The sequence below is a fragment of the Plantibacter sp. ME-Dv--P-095 genome (assembly GCF_030209365.1).
Lineage (GTDB): Bacteria > Actinomycetota > Actinomycetes > Actinomycetales > Microbacteriaceae > Plantibacter.
Map to the genome: position 1 here is coordinate 267044 of NZ_JARVSB010000006.1, position 16303 is coordinate 283346.

At 71.3% G+C, this 16303-nt stretch carries 14 protein-coding genes; 12 read left to right on the top strand and 2 right to left on the bottom strand.

Features of this window, described 5'->3' with window-relative positions; genetic code table 11:
• The first annotated feature begins 40 nt into the window (after positions 1-40).
• The 6 genes from dnaK to QRN26_RS09675 are packed head-to-tail and all read left to right on the top strand — an operon-like array spanning position 41 to position 5971.
• Positions 41-1903 (top strand): molecular chaperone DnaK, encoded by a 1863-nt coding sequence (dnaK, locus tag QRN26_RS09650; protein WP_056009052.1) that lies wholly within the window; start codon positions 41-43, stop codon positions 1901-1903.
• Positions 1904-1905: 2 nt separating this feature from the next.
• Complete coding sequence (locus tag QRN26_RS09655; protein ID WP_056779333.1) at positions 1906-2580, top strand: nucleotide exchange factor GrpE; 675 nt, start codon at positions 1906-1908, stop codon at positions 2578-2580.
• Positions 2581-2582: 2 nt separating this feature from the next.
• Positions 2583-3584 carry a DnaJ C-terminal domain-containing protein gene (locus tag QRN26_RS09660; protein ID WP_056779329.1) on the top strand — a complete coding sequence of 334 codons (1002 nt, stop codon included), beginning with the start codon at positions 2583-2585 and terminating at the stop codon, positions 3582-3584.
• A gap of 24 nt (positions 3585-3608) precedes the next feature.
• Entirely contained in the window at positions 3609-4025 is a 417-nt protein-coding gene (locus tag QRN26_RS09665) for a heat shock protein transcriptional repressor HspR (RefSeq protein ID WP_056009042.1), read from the top strand.
• A gap of 47 nt (positions 4026-4072) precedes the next feature.
• On the top strand, positions 4073-4732 hold the full coding sequence (locus QRN26_RS09670) for a hypothetical protein (RefSeq protein WP_285036375.1): 660 nt from the start codon (positions 4073-4075) through the stop codon (positions 4730-4732).
• A 42-nt stretch (positions 4733-4774) separates the two neighbouring features.
• The gene (locus QRN26_RS09675) at positions 4775-5971 is read left to right on the top strand and encodes a class I SAM-dependent methyltransferase (RefSeq protein WP_056009036.1); all 1197 of its coding nucleotides are present in this window, start codon (positions 4775-4777) and stop codon (positions 5969-5971) included.
• Between the two features lie 16 nt (positions 5972-5987).
• Here the strand turns inward: QRN26_RS09675 and QRN26_RS09680 are convergent, their stop codons facing one another.
• Entirely contained in the window at positions 5988-7457 is a 1470-nt protein-coding gene (locus QRN26_RS09680; protein WP_285036376.1) for a hypothetical protein, read from the bottom strand.
• Positions 7458-7547: 90 nt separating this feature from the next.
• Here QRN26_RS09680 and QRN26_RS09685 point away from each other — a divergent pair, with 90 nt between their 5' ends.
• The 6 genes from QRN26_RS09685 to QRN26_RS09710 all read left to right on the top strand — a co-directional run bounded on the left by QRN26_RS09685 (position 7548) and on the right by QRN26_RS09710 (position 13987).
• Positions 7548-8465, top strand: a complete 918-nt coding sequence (locus tag QRN26_RS09685) for a DUF817 domain-containing protein (RefSeq protein ID WP_285036377.1) — start codon at positions 7548-7550, stop codon at positions 8463-8465.
• Between the two features lie 104 nt (positions 8466-8569).
• A complete protein-coding gene (locus QRN26_RS09690) occupies positions 8570-10369 on the top strand; it encodes a sensor histidine kinase (RefSeq protein WP_056009031.1) in 1800 nt (599 codons plus the stop codon).
• Positions 10370-10421: 52 nt separating this feature from the next.
• Complete coding sequence (clpS, locus tag QRN26_RS09695; protein WP_056009029.1) at positions 10422-10706, top strand: ATP-dependent Clp protease adapter ClpS; 285 nt, start codon at positions 10422-10424, stop codon at positions 10704-10706.
• Positions 10703-11269: a DUF2017 family protein gene (locus QRN26_RS09700; RefSeq protein ID WP_285036378.1), complete on the top strand. Its 567-nt coding sequence runs from the start codon at positions 10703-10705 to the stop codon at positions 11267-11269. The genes clpS and QRN26_RS09700 overlap by 4 nt, the downstream gene beginning before the upstream one ends.
• Positions 11270-11305: 36 nt before the next feature.
• On the top strand, positions 11306-12511 hold the full coding sequence (locus QRN26_RS09705; protein ID WP_285036379.1) for a glycosyltransferase: 1206 nt from the start codon (positions 11306-11308) through the stop codon (positions 12509-12511).
• Between the two features lie 9 nt (positions 12512-12520).
• Entirely contained in the window at positions 12521-13987 is a 1467-nt protein-coding gene (locus QRN26_RS09710; RefSeq protein ID WP_285036380.1) for an MGDG synthase family glycosyltransferase, read from the top strand.
• Positions 13988-14006: 19 nt separating this feature from the next.
• On the opposite strand, the gene QRN26_RS09715 is transcribed toward QRN26_RS09710, so the two are convergent.
• Positions 14007-16259 (bottom strand): beta-glucosidase, encoded by a 2253-nt coding sequence (locus QRN26_RS09715; RefSeq protein ID WP_285036381.1) that lies wholly within the window; start codon positions 16257-16259, stop codon positions 14007-14009.
• Between the last annotated feature and the right edge of the window lie 44 nt (positions 16260-16303).

Sequence of the window (16303 nt, forward strand, 5' to 3'; positions counted from 1 at the left end):
CGAGTTCTGAACCGGCAGTCAACACAAGGAGAACCAACACATGGCACGTGCAGTAGGCATCGACCTCGGTACCACCAACTCGGTGGTCGCCGTCCTCGAAGGTGGAGAACCCACCGTCATCGCCAACGCCGAGGGCTTCCGCACCACCCCCTCCGTCGTCGCATTCACGAAGGACGGCGAGGTGCTCGTCGGCGAGACCGCGAAGCGCCAGGCCGTCACCAACGTCGACCGCACCATCGCGAGCGTCAAGCGCCACATGGGCACCGACTGGAAGTTCGACGTCGACGGCAAGAAGTACACCCCGCAGGAGCTGTCGGCCCGCATCCTGGCCAAGCTCAAGCGCGACGCCGAGCAGTACCTGGGCGACACCGTGACCGACGCGGTCATCACCGTCCCCGCCTACTTCAACGACGCCGAGCGTCAGGCCACGAAGGAGGCCGGTGAGGTCGCAGGCCTCAACGTGCTCCGCATCATCAACGAGCCGACCGCCGCCGCCCTCGCGTACGGCCTCGACCGCGGCAAGGAGGACGAGCTCATCCTCGTCTTCGACCTCGGTGGCGGTACCTTCGACGTCTCGCTGCTCGAAGTGGGCAAGGACGACGACTTCTCCACCATCCAGGTGCGTTCCACCTCCGGCGACAACCGCCTCGGTGGCGACGACTGGGACCAGCGCGTCGTCGACTACCTGATCAAGCGCTTCAAGGACTCGACCGGTGTCGACGTCTCGGGCGACAAGATCGCGAAGCAGCGCCTCAAGGAAGCTGCCGAGCAGGCGAAGAAGGAGCTCAGCTCCTCGATGTCGACCTCGATCCAGCTCCCGTACCTCTCCCTCACGGAGAACGGCCCGGCGAACCTCGACGAGACGCTCAGCCGTGCGAAGTTCGAGGAGCTCACCAACGACCTCCTCGAGCGCACCCGCAAGCCGTTCAACGACGTCATCGCCGAGGCCGGCGTGAAGGTCTCCGACATCGCGCACGTCGTGCTCGTCGGTGGATCGACCCGCATGCCCGCCGTCGCGGAGCTCGTCAAGAAGCTCACCGGTGGTCAGGAGCCCAACAAGGGCGTCAACCCTGACGAGGTCGTCGCCGTCGGCGCAGCCCTCCAGGCCGGCGTGCTGAAGGGTGAGCGCAAGGACGTGCTGCTCATCGACGTCACCCCCCTGTCGCTCGGTATCGAGACCAAGGGTGGCATCATGACGAAGCTCATCGAGCGCAACACCGCGATCCCCACCAAGCGGAGCGAGACCTTCACCACGGCCGACGACAACCAGCCGTCCGTCGCGATCCAGGTCTTCCAGGGCGAGCGCGAGTTCACCCGCGACAACAAGAACCTCGGCACCTTCGAGCTGACCGGTATCGCTCCGGCTCCGCGCGGTGTGCCGCAGGTCGAGGTCACCTTCGACATCGACGCCAACGGCATCGTGCACGTGTCCGCGAAGGACAAGGGCACCGGCAAGGAGCAGTCGATGACCATCACCGGTGGCTCGTCCCTCGGCAAGGAGGACATCGAGCGCATGGTCCGCGAGGCCGAGGAGCACGCTGCGGACGACAAGGCCCGCCGCGAGCAGGCCGAGGTCCGCAACAGCGCCGAGCAGCTCGCCTACTCGATCGACAAGCTCATCAAGGAGAACGACGACAAGCTCCCCGAGGACGTCAAGACCGACGTCCAGGGCGATGTCGACGCCCTGAAGAGCGCGCTCGCCGGTGAGGACGAGGACGCGGTGAAGACCGCGTTCGACAAGCTCAACGAGAGCCAGGTCAAGCTCGGTGAGGCCATCTACGCCCAGGCGCAGGCCTCCGAGTCCGCCGCAGGAACCGAGGCCCCGGCTGAGGAGGCGACCTCCGATGAGGACGTCGTCGACGCCGAGGTCGTCGAGGACGAAGACGACAAGGACAAGAAGTAACCATGACTGACGAGAACCAGAACCAGAACCAGGACGATCCCATCATTCGCGACAAGCGTCGGATCGACCCGGAGACCGGCGAGGTTCGTCAGCCTGGCACCGAGGGGGCTGACGCCGACGCGTCGGCCCCCTCGGGCGCACCTGCCGAATCCGCCGACGCCGCCGCGTCGGGTGCCGAGGACGAGCTGACCGTCGAGGACATCCTCAACGCCGCTCCCGAGGAGCCCGTGCAGGCAGGCGACCTCTCGCCCGCCGAGCAGCTCGCCGCAGAACGCCTCGGTGACCTGCAGCGCGTCACGGCCGAGTACGCGAACTACCGCAAGCGCACCGAGTCCGGCCGCGAGGTGGAGCGCGAGCGCACCACCGGCGAGGTCGCGAAGGTCCTGCTGCCGGTGCTCGACGACCTCGACCGTGCCCAGAAGCACGGCGACCTCGAGGGCGACTCCCCGTTCGCGCAGATCGCGGCGAAGCTGCGCAGCTCCGCCGAGCGACTCGGTCTGAAGCCCTTCGGTACGGTCGGGGAGACCTTCGACCCCAACGTGCACGAGGCCATCTTCCAGCAGCCCACCCCGGGCGCCGAGGGCGAGACCGTCCTCGACGTCGTGGAGACCGGATACACCCTGGGCTCCACGCTGCTGCGCGCCGCGAAGGTGGTCGTCGCGGTCCCGGCGAGCTAGCCATGGCGAGTCAAGACTGGTTCGACAAGGACTTCTACAAGGTCCTCGGCGTCTCGAAGGACGTGACGCCGGCGGAGCTGAAGAAGGTCTACCGGAAGCTCGCCAGGCAGTATCACCCGGACTCCAACCCGGGCGATGCGAAGGCCGAGGCGAAGTTCAAGGAGATCAGCGAGGCCCACTCCGTGCTCGGCGACCCCGAGCAGCGCAAGGAGTACGACGCCGTGCGCGCGATGGGCGGTGGAGCACGCTTCACCGCTCCGGGCGCCGGTGGCGGTCAGGGCGGCTTCGAGGACGTCTTCGGATCGATGTTCGGTGGGGGCGGTGGCGGTGGCGGACGCCAGAGCTACAGCTACCAGCAGGCCCCTCCGGGCTACGAGGACATCCTGGGCGGCATGTTCGGCCAGGGTGGCTTCGGCCAGACGAGCGGCGGGTTCCGCGGCTACGGCGGACCGACGCCCGGACGCGACATCACCGCGCACACGACGATCGACTTCATCACGGCCACCCAGGGAGACACCATCTCCCTGCAGACCTCCGAGGGACGCACCATCAAGGTGAAGATCCCGGCAGGGGTGTCCGACGGCCAGAAGATCCGACTGCGCGGCAAGGGGCAGCCGAGTCCGGACGGCGGCGAGGCCGGCGATATCGTGGTCACCGTGAGTGTCCGCAAGCATCCCGTGTTCGAACGCGACGGCCTGAACCTGCGCGTCACCGTGCCGGTCACCTTCGTGGAGGCCGCGCTCGGCGCGACGATCGAGGTTCCGACGCTCGGCGGTGAGCCCGTCAAGCTGCGGGTCGCGCCCGGTACGCCGAGCGGACGCGTGCTCCGCGTCAAGGGTCGGGGCGTCGCGACGACGAAGGGCACGGGTGACCTGCTCGCCGTCGTGCAGATCGTCGTCCCCGCCCACCTCGGCGGCGAGGCGAAGGAAGCACTCGAACGGTTCCACGAGCTGGAACCGAAGGACAACCCCCGCGACGAGCTCATCGCCCGCGCGCGGGGCTAGGCACCACCGGAAGGGATTGGGCGCATGGACGAGAACTCGCCGGTCTTCGCGATCGCGATGGCTGCTGAGCTCGCCGGCATGCACCCGCAGACCCTCCGGCAGTACGACCGGCTCGGCCTCGTGTCACCCACGAGAACGGCCGGCAAGTCGCGCCGGTATTCGATGCGCGACATCGCCCAGCTCCGGGAGGTCTCCCGGCTGAGCGCCGAGGGCGTCAGCCTGGAGGGCATCTCCCGCATCCTGACCCTGGAGAACGAGGTCACCTCGCTCCAGGGTCGGGTGCGCGAGCTGGAGCACGCCCTCGCCAACGCCCTGCTGCGGTCCCCGGGGAACCGGGTGTTCGCCGCCGGCATGGAGGGCAGCGTCGTGCCGATGCGGAGCGGCACCCGCACGCGTCGGCGCACCGAGGTCGTCGTCTGGCGGCCGTCGCTCTCCGAGTAGTCCGACGACCACCCCGGCCGGACGCGCACGCCGCGTAGGGTTGGGGCATGAGCGCGCAGCCCGTGGTGACGAAGCCGGACCCGGCACAGACCGCTCCGGCGACCGCACGCCGGCGTCGCGGCGCGCGGCTGACGGGACTCTCGGCCTATCCGCTCATGTACTTCGGCGTCATCGCCGGGGTCCTTCCGCTCGTCACCCTCGTCGTGATCGGCGCGCCGATCCTGTTCGGCGTCCTCTTCGGCGCCGGCGAGGCGGAGTGGGTCGACGGCTTCTCCCGCGCGTTCGGGTTCATCCTGCTCTTCCTGACGCCGCCGTTCGGCGCGTGGGTGTGGGGCTACGTCGCCCTCGGCGTCGTCGCCTTCCTCGGCGGTATCGCCCTCAGCCTGCGGATCCTGCGCAGCCACGGCGTGCGCCGCGCCGGAGCCGTGACGCACTGGGGCATGTGGGCGACGGTGCCGCTGCAGCTCGTCTTCGCCGTCATCAGCCTCCTCGTCGTGTTCGGAGCGATCGCCTCCATCCGGGCCGAGGACGCCACCGGTGTCGAGACCGTGCGGGCCTTCGGCCAGGGGATCGCCATCGCGACGGGTGTGAACCTGATCGTCTCCGCCGGCCTCGGCGTCCTCATCTTCCCCGCCGTCCTCCGTGCCGTGAAGGCGGAGAAACCCGCGAAGGCGAAGCAGCCCGGGAAGCGGTCGCGCCGCCGTTGAGCCCGTCGAGCCCCGCCGACGACCCGCCGGTACGCTGAGGGGATGCCCGAGTTCTCCTTCGACGCACTGCGCCGGTTCCCCGATCACGAGGCACCGAACCTCTTCGCCGTCGATGCGACCGACCGGTTGCTGCTCGACGAAGCGGCCGCAGCCCTCGACGGGCGGGTCCCCGTCGCCGGTGAGATCGTCGTCGTCGGCGACACCCACGGTGCGCTGACGCTCGGCGCGATCGCCCTCCTCGGAGCGACGGACGTCCGGGTCCACCAGGACGCCGCGGTCGGTGAGCGCGCCCTCGCGGCGAACGCCGAACGGCTCGGCAGTGACGGCGGTTTCCGCAACCTGCCGCTCGGCGAGGAGCTGTTCACCGGCGCATCGCTCGTCCTCCTCCAGCTTCCGAAACACCTCGAAGCGCTGCACGAGATCGCCGCCGCCGTGGCCCGCTGGAGCACGGCCGATGTGCGTCTCCTGGCCGGCGGGCGGGTGAAGCACCTGACGCCCGCGATGAACGACGTCCTGGGGCGGAGCTTCTCGACGGTCGCCGCGAGCCTGGCCCGCCAGAAGTCGCGGGTGCTCCGAGCGAGCGGACCGGTGGTCGCCGCTGACGCCGAGGGCCGGCCTGCCGACACCACGACCGCGACGACGGTGCGCACCGAGCACCACGCCGACATCGGCCTGACCATCGCCGCCACCGGCACCGCGTTCGCCGGCACGAAGCTCGACATCGGCACCCGGTTCCTGCTCGAGCTGCTGCCGGACATCGCACCGGCGGCCCGGACGGCCATCGACCTCGGCTGCGGCACGGGCGTCCTCGCCGTGTCGCTCGCCATCGCGAGGCCCGAGCTCGCGGTCATCGCGACCGACCAGTCGGCCGCCGCGGTCACGTCGACCACCGCGACCATCGCCGCCAACGACGACGCGGATCGCCGGTTGGCCGAGCGCATCACGGTCGTCCGCGACGACGGCCTGTCGATGCAACCGGACACGTCAGCCGACCTCATCGTCCTGAACCCGCCGTTCCACAGCGGGACCACCGTCCACACCGGCGTCGCCCACGAGCTGTTCGCCGAGGCCGCTCGCGTGCTGCGACCAGGCGGCACCCTCGCCGTCGTGTGGAACTCGCACCTCGGTTACCGGGCGGCGCTCGAACGGCTCGTCGGCCCGACCACGCGGCTCGCGCGGAACCAGAAGTTCACGGTGACGATCTCGCACCCCCGGGCGACGGGCGGCACCACCGCCTGAGCTCGGAGCGTTCGCGTCAGGCGGCGTTCCAGAGTCGCTCGATGCGCTCCCGGTTCGCGGTCTCCTCCGGGGTCTCGTCGCTGTATGCGGACGCGTCGATCGTGACGGAGTCCGCGGCGTCGAACCACCACGTCCCCGGTTCGCCCTCGATCTCGATGCTCGTCCACGTCCCCGGTGCGACGCCGGCCTTGACGAGCCCGATCGCCGCCCCGAGCATCGCGTCGTCGCCGTTCCGGAACTCGAGCTGCAGGCGGTCGGCACTGCCCTCGAAGGAGACCAGCGAGCCCGAAGCGAGTCCCTGCTCGACCAGGGCGAACTGGGCGGCCGCTTCGGCACGCGAGCCGCCCACCGCGAAGGTGTCCGGGGTGCCGGCTGCGACGGGCCCGTCGATCCGGAGCGACGCGACGACCGACGCCGCCGGCAGGGTGTCGAGGGCGTCGAGCGCGGCACGTCCTGCCGCCGGGTCGGACACGGTGAGTCGGAGGCTGTCGCTCGACGCGTCGATGGCGGTGACGCCGGGCACGGCACCGACGGCCTGGACGACCGGCAGCATCTCCGCCGACTGGACACCGTCGTCCCAGGTGACGATGCCGCCCTGGATCTCCACTGAGACGTCCGTCGGCAGCGACCCCGTCGCGAGCGCGGTCGCAGCGGCGACGTCGTCGACGTTCGCGATCCGGAGGTCGAGGGTGCCCGGGGTCAGAGCCGCCCCGATCACCTCGAACTGTTCGGCGACGGCCAAGTAGGCGGCTCGACTCCCGCTCGGATCCCCGCTGGCGGTCGGGTCGTCGTCGTCACCGGAGGAGATGGAGAAGCGAGCGGCCTCGCCCTGCTCTGAGGACTCAGGGGTCGCGTTCGTCGCATCGTCCGCGCCGGACCCGATCGGGTCGCCGTCGTCGCTTCGACCGGTGAGGACCGCGTCGGCGTAGGCGGGGGTCGCCTCGGCCGTCTCGCCGGCCAGGTCGTAGGCGTCGAGGAAGTCCTCGCCGGGTCGCGCCTCCAGGGTGAGCGACGAGGCGCGTCCGCCGTCGGCTCCGACCGGGAAGAGGTGCAGCTCACCGCCCGGGACGCCTTCGGCCTCGAGCGATGCGAGCAGCTCCAGCTGGGTCGCGTTGTCCTCGCGCCGGTCGAGGACGGCGACGGTGAATCCGCGGACGGAGACGTCGACGCCCTCCCAGGTGGCCCCGCCGCTCCGCTTCGACTGCTCGCTGAGGAAGCCGCCGATGCGGTCCACGATCTCGCCCAGGTGGTCGGCGGTGACGGCGTCGTCGATGAGGACCGATGCGGACGCCGTTCCGCTCCAGGGGAGGTCGTTGCTGCCGCTCGCGTCCACGTCGACCACGTCGGGGACGCCGTCGAGGAGTTCCTCGAATGCGCTGGCGGCGGCCGAACCCGCGTCCACGTCCCCGCACCCGGTGAGGCCGGCGACAGCGGCCGTGGCGACCAGTGCAGCGGCGGCGATCCTGATCGTCCGGTGTCGAGGCATGCACCCACCCTAAGCAGTCGCCGCCGGGCCCCGCGTCGGGGGCGTCCCGGGTCCCAGCCCGGGTGCGGGCCGGGCCCGTATGCTGGCCCGATGTCCGAGCCGCCCACGCCAGCAGACGCAGCTGGTCGCGGTTCCCGTCGGACGGGCCGGCACGAACTCACCGCGGTCGAGCGGTGGATCGACGACCGCGCGAACCGGCTCCTGCGGGACGCCCCCGGCGGCGGCGCGCGTGCACGGCTCGTCGAGTTCCTCGTGTTCGGCGCGAAGCAGGCCTGGGCGTGCGTCTTCGGTGCCGCGATGCTCCTCGTCATCGTCGCCGCCCGGCTCTGGTACCCGGACGACGTCTGGCTCGCACGGAACGATGCTCTCGTCGTCGCCGCCGTCGTGATCCAGGTGGTCATGATCGCCACCCGGCTGGAGACCGGCCGCGAGCTGTGGGTGATCGTCCTGTTCCACCTCGTCGGGACGGGCATGGAGCTCTTCAAGACGGGTGTCGGGTCCTGGGAGTACGACGGCGGCGGGGTCCTCCATCTCGGTGCCGTCCCGCTGTACACGGGGTTCATGTACGCGGCGGTCGGCTCGTACCTGGTGCGCGTGTACCGGCTGTTCGACCTCCGGTTCGACCGCTACCCGAGCGTCTGGCTGACCACCCTGATCGCCGCGGGCATCTACGTCAACTTCTTCAGCCAGCACTACGTCGTCGACCTGCGGTGGGTGCTGCTCGCGGCCGTCCTCGTCGTGTTCGCCCGGACGATCATGCACTTCCGGGTCTTCCGGCAGACGTACCGGATGCCCGTGCTGCTCGCCTTCCTCCTCGTCGCCGGCTTCATCTGGATCGCCGAGAACATCGGTACCGTCACCGGTGCCTGGCTCTACCCGAACCAGGAGGACGGGTGGCAGCTCGTGCCGCTCACGAAGCTCGTGTCGTGGTTCCTGCTCATGATGATCTCCGTCGTGATGGTGACCTGGGTCTACCCACCGAAGCGGCCGGACCCCCGCCCGGCCTGAACGGCCGCGGACCGGGGATTGTCGGGCGTGTCCCCGTACCCGGTAGGGTTCCGAAGTGAGCGGCCCGATCCCGGTGCCCCGCTCGTCCACTCCGGAGAGCAGCCATGGCCCAGCGTCAGCCCCAGGACCCACGGTTCCGCGAACGTGCCGGCGCCCAGCCACGTCCCGTTCAGGCGCATGCAGCGCGGCCGGGCCCCGCTCGGCCGCAGCCTTCGCAGCCGGCTGCTGCTCGGCCGGATGCCGCCCGTCCTTCCGCGACGCCGGCCGTCGGCATCACCGTCCCCGCTGCGGCCGCCGCGCCCCTGCCCCGGACGAACCACCTCTTCGCCGGCGCGCAGTTCGCGTTCATCACCTCGATCGTGATGCTCGGGGTCTACATCGGCCTGACCTCGACGTGGACGCTCCTGGCACCCGACTTCCTCATCGGGCTCTCCCTCACGGCCGCAGCGACCTCCCTGCTCTTCGCCGTGCCGCCGGCGGGCGCCCTCCGCGGCCTGCTCGTGCTCGTGCCGACCATCGACATGCTCGCCGTGGCGTTCTTCCGCGACACCCTGCCGAACCTGCCGACGTCCGGTCTCCTGCTGGTGATCCCCGTCCTCTGGCTGGCCGGCGGGTTCGGGGTCTCCGCCCTGCCCGTACCGGTGTTCGGGGCGATCTTCGTCTCCCTCGTCCCCGTCGCGCGTGCCGGATCCTGGCCGACGACGCCCGGCGGCTGGGGTGCGCTGTGCATCCTGCCGGCGCTCGTCCTCATCATGACCGTCACGGTGCATCTGGCTGCCCGGCAGCTCCGTGCCCATGAGGGACGCGCCCGGATCGCGCTCGCCGCGGCGACCGAGGCGGCGGCGGTCGCGACGACGGTCTCGGAGTCCGTCGACGCCGCGGTGGTCTTCTTCCGCCCCGACGGTTCGGCCGCGCTCCGCAACCAGGCGACGTACGAACAGGCCGCGCTGGCGGGGTTCGACCCGAAGACCCGGTCGGGCGTCCACGTGTACGGGGCGGATCGGACGACGAAGCTCCGGCCCGAACAGCAGGTCATCAACCGGGCGCTGCGCGGGGAGAGCTTCCGCGGCGAGCTCTACTGGGTGGGGGAACCGGGCGACCAGCGCGCCATCATCGGGAACGCGCGACAGGTGCACACCGAGGACGGCACCTTCATCGGGACGATCACCGTCGGTCACGACGTCACCGACCTCGCCAACGCGGTCGCGTTGCGGGAGGCGTTCCTCATCGACGTCTCCCACGAGCTCCGCACCCCGCTGACCTCGATCATCGGCTACCTCGACCTCCTCACCGAGGGGCACGACCTCAAGGGACTCGGCCTCGAGCGCGAGGTCGCGACGATCCAGCGCAACGCCGAGCAGCTGTACGCGATCATCGGCGACCTCCTCGCGGCCGGTGACGCGGAGATGCGGGTGCGCATCGCGCTCACCGACCTGGGCGACATCGCCAGGGAGAGCGTGGCCGCGATCCTGCCGCGCGCCTCGGAGGCCGGGGTCGCCGTCCGCGCCGAGGTCCCACCGCACGTCGAACTGGAGGGCGACGGGTCGAGGCTGCGACAGGTCCTCGACAACCTGCTCTCGAACGCGGTGAAGTACACCCCGCGGGGTGGGCGCGTCGTGCTGACCGTCTCCGCGGACGACGACACCTCGACCGTCACCGTCGCGGACACCGGCATCGGCATCTCGCCGGACGACCAACGCCAGCTCTTCGACCGCTTCTTCCGGGCCAGGGAGGTCCGCGACGAGGCGCAGCCGGGTGTGGGCCTCGGCCTGTCGATCGTGAAGTCCATCACCGAGGCGCATCACGGGTGGATCACCGTGTCGAGCCGTCCGGGCCGTGGCTCCACGTTCACCGTGACCCTGCCACTGCGCCAGCCGCGCGCCGGCACCCCCGCCACCGCCTGAATCGGTCGCCCGCGGGGAGGCACAGCCGCACGCATCGTGGGAGGCTTGGAGGATGGCGCAGATCCTCGACCAGCCGATCGTCGACGAGGCGACCCTCACCATGCAACCGTGGGTCACCATCGTGTGGAACGATCCGGTGAACCTCATGTCCTACGTCTCGCTCGTGTTCCGCAGCTACTTCGGCTACACGCACGAGGAGGCCGAACGACTCATGCTCGCCGTGCACCACGAGGGCCGCGCCGTCGTCGCGACCGGCAACCGCGAGGAGATGGAGCGCCACGTCGAGGCCATGCACGGCTACGGGCTCTGGGCCTCCCTCGCGAAGGCCGACGCGTGAGCGCCTTCGTCCGGCCCCCGGCCGGGCCCGTCGTGCTGCGGCTCGACGAGCAGGAGACCTCGATCCTCGGCCAGCTGGCCGGGCAGCTCGTCGAGATGCTCGAGGACGCGACCCGTGCCGGTCTCGCGAACGCCGTCGAACTCGACCCCGCGATGGCCCGTCTGGTGCCGGAGGGCTACCGCGACGACCCGGAGGCGGCCGCCGAGTTCCGTCGCTTCACCGCCGACGACCTCGTCGGCGGGAAGGTGGACGCCGCCCGGACCGTGCTGGCCGCGCTCACGACGGACGACGGTGACCCCTCGGTGTCCGGCGCATCGACCGGAGCCGAGGACGGCGCAGCGGTCACGCTCGAGGGCGAGACGGCGTGGACGTGGTTGCGGTTCCTCAACGACACCCGACTCACCATCGCCGCCCGGCTCGGGATCGAGGAGGACGACGCCGAGGGCTTCGAGCCGCCGACGCCCGAGACGGACGACGAGCAGGACCCGCAGCTCATGCTCGCCATCTACTCCTGGCTCGGCTACCTGCAGGAGTCGATCATCGCGGTGCTCGACGAAGCCTGAGCGGCTGCGCGAGCGCCACGGGTAGCCTTGGGGACCATGCACATCCTCGTCTTCAGCGACCAGCATCCCGAGTCGTCCGGCGGGGCCCAGGTCTCGATCCGCCTGCAGCGGCGCTTCCTGGAGGCGGCCGGTCACACGGTGACGGTCTGTGCACCGCGGATGCACCAGACCCACGACGACGACCCGCACTACCTCGACACCCCGTCGATCCCCATCACGCTCGACCGCGAGTACTCCATGACCGTGCCCGGTCGCCTCACCGACCGGTGGCTCGACGCCCGTCTGGCCGCGCTGCCGCCGGTCGACGTCGTGCATGTGCAGGCCGACTTCTGGCAGGCGCTCACCGCCTACCGGTACGCCGAGCGGCACGGGATCCCGGCCGTGCACACGATGCACAACCGGATGGACGTCGGGATCGAGCAGACGATGCCGGCCCCCGGGCTCGTCATCGGTGCCCTCTCCTGGTGGCAGCGCCGGGTGCTCCGTCCGCGTCTCTCGACCCTGCCCACCGGCGTGTGGGCCTACCTGCAGGAGTTCGCGAAGCGCGCGGCCGTCGTCATCGCGCCGTCCCATCACTTCGCCCGGGTCCTCCGCGAGCAGGGCGTCACCGCGGGCGCCGAGGTGCTCTCGACGGGTGTCGACGACGCGGTCCTCGACGAGATCCTCGACGAACGCGCCACGACGCTCCAGGTGCCGCACCGGCTGCCGTCCTTCGTGTGGATCGGTCGGTTCAGCCAGGAGAAACGGCTCATGGAGTTCCTCGAGGCCGTCCGGCTGGCCGAGGTCGACGCGGTGTTCCGCCTGTACGGCGCGGGCCTCCTGCTGTCGAAGGCGCAGGCGTTCGTCGCGGAGCACGACCTCGCCGACCACGTCGTCTTCGCCGGGCGCGTGTCCTACCCGGATTCGCTCCGCGCCATCGCCGACGCCGACGCCCTCGTGCAGACCTCGATCGGATTCGAGACGCAGGGCATGACCGTGTTCGAGGCCGCCGCCCTCGGCACGCCGTCGATCATCAGCGATCCGAACATCGCCGCCGAACTGCCCGCCGGCACGATGTGGCAGCCCGCGGACGGTGGCGTCGAGGCGCTCGCCGCATCGATCCGCCGCGCGGTCGCCGACATCGACGCCGGCACGGCACCCGTCGTCCCGTCGGAACTCGCGCGCACCCTCCGTCAGTCGACCCAGACCGTCCGACTCATCGCGCTCTACGAGGCTGCGGCGGCTGGTGGGGCGGCGCGCTAGCATCGCCTCATGCAGCGGACGACGACACGGGACCCCGCCACGGGCGGCCACGAGCGCGTCCTGATCCTGTCGGCGGGGGTCGGTTCCGGCCACAACAGCGCGGCCGCCGCCGTGGAGCAGGCCTGCCTCGGGCGCGCGGACGTCGGCGAGGTCCAGGTCCTCGACGTGCTGCAGGCGAGCACCTCGCTGTACCGCGACGTCCTCGGCAAGGGCTACTTCGTGCTCGTCGAGGAGACGCCGTGGCTGGTGGAGTGGGGCTACGACATCAGCGACGCCCCGTTCCGGCGTCGCGGCCCGCTCGACCCGTGGACCCGGGCGAACGCCATGCCCGTGGTCGCGGCGATCAAGCGGTTCAAGCCGACGGCCATCGTCTGCACCCACTTCCTCCCGGCCCAGCTGCTCGCGTCGCTCATCCTGCGCGGCACCGTGGACGCGCGGACCGCCGTCGTGACCACGGACTACGACTTCCAGGGCCTGTGGTTGACGAGCGCCTTCCACTCGCTGTCGCTCGCGCGGGAGGAGGGGCGTGTGCAACTGACCGCCCTCGGTCTCCCGCCCGACCGGGTCGCCGCCACCGGCATCCCGATCGCCGCCCAGCCGAGCACCCCGGCCGAACGTGATCCGAGTGCTCCACCCGCGCTGCTCGTCTCCGCGGGGGCCTCGGGCGGCGACTACGCGCTCGCGGTCGTCCGACAGACGCTGCACCTGCGCTCGCCGTTCACGGCGACGATCGTGTGCGGCCGGAACGACGCGCTCCGGCACCGCATCGAGGAGCTCATCGCGCCCACGGACGACCGGTACACGGTGCTCGGCTTCACGGACGAGATGCCGCAGCTGCTCCACCGGGCAGACCTCTTCGTCGGCAAGCCGGGAGGCCTGTCGGCGTCGGAGTGCATGGCGGCCGGGCTCCCGATGGTGCTCGTGAACCCCATCCCCGGGCAGGAGGTGCGCAACGGCGACTACCTCATGGAGCAGGGCGCTGCGGTCCGGTGCAACACCGCGACGACGATCGGCTGGAAGATCGACGAGATCCTCTGCGAACCGGGGCGGCTGCAGCGCATGCAGGCGGCCGCGCGGCGCATCGGCCGCCCGGACGCCGCGCGCGACGTCGTCGGACGGTTGCTCGACGGACCGTCACGGCCGTTCGTCGTGACCAGGGCGGCGCAGAAGACGATCTTCGACGCGAGCGCCCGTCGCGTCGTCGCGAGCGAGTTGAGCGGGGAGGCGGCACTCGTCCGCCTCGTCGACCCGATCGCCGAGAGCACGGTCGCCCTACTCCGCGCTCGCGAACTGGACGAGCTGCAGCAGCGCTACACCGGCCCGGACGGCACGCTCGTCCTCCGGCGGGACGACGCGGTCCTGTCGGTCCGCCGCGACACGCAGCGACTCCTACGCGCCGTGCTCGGCCATGATGACGAGCTGGCCGTGCGGGTGGACGGGCTCGCGGATTCCGAGTCGCGGACGTCGCCGCGCTGAGCCGACCGACCGCCGCGGTTCAGCCGGCCGCACCCTCGGTCGCAACGTCGTCCTCGGCTGTGGCGTCATCGTGCCGCAGTGCCACGGCCGACGACCAGTCGTCCGGGCTGTGCTGCGCGGCCTGGAGCATCCAGTCGCCCGGACGGGCCGACCAGCGCCGGGTGGCCGGGTCCCGTTCGAGCGTCGGCGTGGGGTCGAGGGTGACGCGGACGATCCGCTCCTCGCCCGCTTGCAGGGTCACCTTCCGGAACCCCAGCAGCTCGGAGACGGGTCGCGCCCTGGCCACGTCCGCTGCGTAGAGCTGGACGACCGTGGAACCCTCTCGGTCGCCGGTGTTCGTCACGCGGACCTCGGCGGTCCCACCCGAGGCATCGAAGCGGTGACCGAGCAGGTCGTGGGCGATGGTCGTGTAGCCGAGCCCGAACCCGAACGGGAAGGCGGGCGTCCGGCCCTCGTCGTCCAACCGGCGTTGGCCCCAGCGGTCGTCGTACACGACGGCCTTGGCCGTGCGGTCGAACGGTGGGAGGTGCGCGGGGTCGGTCGGGATCACGAACGGCAGCCGCCCGCCGGGTTCGACCACGCCGGTGAGGACGTCGGCCAGCGCTCGACCGCCCTCCATACCGCCGTACCAGGCGAGGACGAGGGCCGGGACGCGGTGGCGCCAGATCTCGGTGAGGATCGCGCTGCCGCCGACGAGGACGACGACCGTCCGCGGGTTCGCGGCCGTCACGGCGAGGATGAGCCGCTCGTCCGAGGGGCGGAGCCGGAGCGAGGTGCGGTCGCCGCCACGCACGAAGCGCGACGCCAGGTGAGCGACCGCGGTGATGGCGCCACGCAGCCGGCCGGAGTCGAGGGCTGCCCCCAGCACGCCCACATCGACGCCGCCGGTCACGACCGACTCACCCTCGTCGTGCTGGTCGAAGCCGACGACGACGATCGCCGTGTCGGCCGCCGCAGCCGCCGCGACGGCAGCCCGCACGTCCCGCGCCGGCGCGGTCGTGATCTCCACCTCGGGCAGGGCCGCCCGCAACCCCTGCAGCGGCGAGACCGTGGAGGGCGGGCGGACGCGCGAGGAGCCGTGGTCGCCGAGGTTCTCCTGGTCGGCGAGGCGACCGAGCACGGCGATCCGACGCGTCGTCGCCGGCAGCGGGAGGAGCGGTGTGCCGTCGACCGGGGCGTTGGCGAGGAGCACGATCGACTCCTCGGCGACGTGCCTCGCGAGCGCCCGGTGCGCCGACCCTGCCACGATGTCGGTCGGCGGTTCCGCCGGGGCGCGGGTCGCGGCGTGCAGGAGCGTGGTGCGCAGGATGCGTCGCGCTGACTGCAGCACGGTGGCGCGATCCAGGGTGCCCGCCCGGAGGGCGGCGGGCAGTTCGTGCGCCCGTCGCAGGCGGAGCGGCATCTCCACGTCCATCCCGGCCTCGAGGCTCCCGACGGCGTCGTGGGTGCCGAAGACCCAGTCGCTCGTCACGAACCCGGTGAACCCCCACTCCTCGCGGAGGACCCCGGTGAGGAGCGGACGGTTGACGTCCATGTACTCCCCGCGCACCCGGTTGTAGGCGCTCATGACCGAGTCGGCTCCGGCGTCGACCACGGCCTTGAAGTGGGGGAGGTAGACCTCGTGCAGGGCGTGGTCGTCGACCGAGACGTCGACCTCGAAGCGTTCGTCCTCCATCGAGTTGAGGGCGAAGTGCTTCACGCAGGCCATCGTGTGCACCCGGACACCTCGGGTCATCGCCGAGCCCATCCGCCCCGTCAGCACCGGATCCTCGCCGTAGCACTCCTGGGCGCGCCCCCAGGCGGGATGCCGGAGCAGGTTGACACAGACGGAGGCCGAGTAGTTCGCGCCGCGGACACGGGTCTCCGCGCCGATGGCCGTCCCGACCTGCTGCTCCAACTCCGGATCCCAGGTGGCCGCACGCGCCATCGTGACGGGGAACGCCGTGGACGAGCCGATGACCACACCGCGGGCACCGTCGCTGAAACGGATCCCCGGGATTCCGAGGCGGGGGACCGCGCCTGCCACGAACGGCCGACGGTGGAGCAGGAGGGGGATGAGGGGCAGCAACCGCCGCGGGGAGTCGCCGTCGAGCAGCCCGAGGAGTTCCCGGTCGGTCAGCCGCGCGATGAGTCGCTCGGCACCGGCGTCGGCGTCGATCCGTCCGTCGCGGATCTGCCGGACGAGCTCGTCGTAGGCGTCCGGGTCGGTTGATCCGCCTGCGCGGCGCTGTCTCGGCGGACGGGCGTTCCGACGCCCGGTGACGATTCCCATGCTCTGCATTCTGCACCCTCGTCGGACCCATACGGCGCGAGGGC

What these genes read in the sequence shown, in the direction of transcription:
- dnaK (WP_056009052.1), top strand. Translation starts at nt 41, where the DNA reads ATGGCACGTGCAGTAGGCATCGACCTCGGTACCACCAACTCGGTGGTC.
- QRN26_RS09655 (WP_056779333.1), top strand. Translation starts at nt 1,906, where the DNA reads ATGACTGACGAGAACCAGAACCAGAACCAGGACGATCCCATCATTCGC.
- QRN26_RS09660 (WP_056779329.1), top strand. Translation starts at nt 2,583, where the DNA reads ATGGCGAGTCAAGACTGGTTCGACAAGGACTTCTACAAGGTCCTCGGC.
- QRN26_RS09665 (WP_056009042.1), top strand. Translation starts at nt 3,609, where the DNA reads ATGGACGAGAACTCGCCGGTCTTCGCGATCGCGATGGCTGCTGAGCTC.
- QRN26_RS09670 (WP_285036375.1), top strand. Translation starts at nt 4,073, where the DNA reads ATGAGCGCGCAGCCCGTGGTGACGAAGCCGGACCCGGCACAGACCGCT.
- QRN26_RS09675 (WP_056009036.1), top strand. Translation starts at nt 4,775, where the DNA reads ATGCCCGAGTTCTCCTTCGACGCACTGCGCCGGTTCCCCGATCACGAG.
- QRN26_RS09680 (WP_285036376.1), bottom strand. Translation starts at nt 7,457, where the DNA reads ATGCCTCGACACCGGACGATCAGGATCGCCGCCGCTGCACTGGTCGCC.
- QRN26_RS09685 (WP_285036377.1), top strand. Translation starts at nt 7,548, where the DNA reads ATGTCCGAGCCGCCCACGCCAGCAGACGCAGCTGGTCGCGGTTCCCGT.
- QRN26_RS09690 (WP_056009031.1), top strand. Translation starts at nt 8,570, where the DNA reads ATGGCCCAGCGTCAGCCCCAGGACCCACGGTTCCGCGAACGTGCCGGC.
- clpS (WP_056009029.1), top strand. Translation starts at nt 10,422, where the DNA reads ATGGCGCAGATCCTCGACCAGCCGATCGTCGACGAGGCGACCCTCACC.
- QRN26_RS09705 (WP_285036379.1), top strand. Translation starts at nt 11,306, where the DNA reads ATGCACATCCTCGTCTTCAGCGACCAGCATCCCGAGTCGTCCGGCGGG.
- QRN26_RS09710 (WP_285036380.1), top strand. Translation starts at nt 12,521, where the DNA reads ATGCAGCGGACGACGACACGGGACCCCGCCACGGGCGGCCACGAGCGC.
- QRN26_RS09715 (WP_285036381.1), bottom strand. Translation starts at nt 16,259, where the DNA reads ATGGGAATCGTCACCGGGCGTCGGAACGCCCGTCCGCCGAGACAGCGC.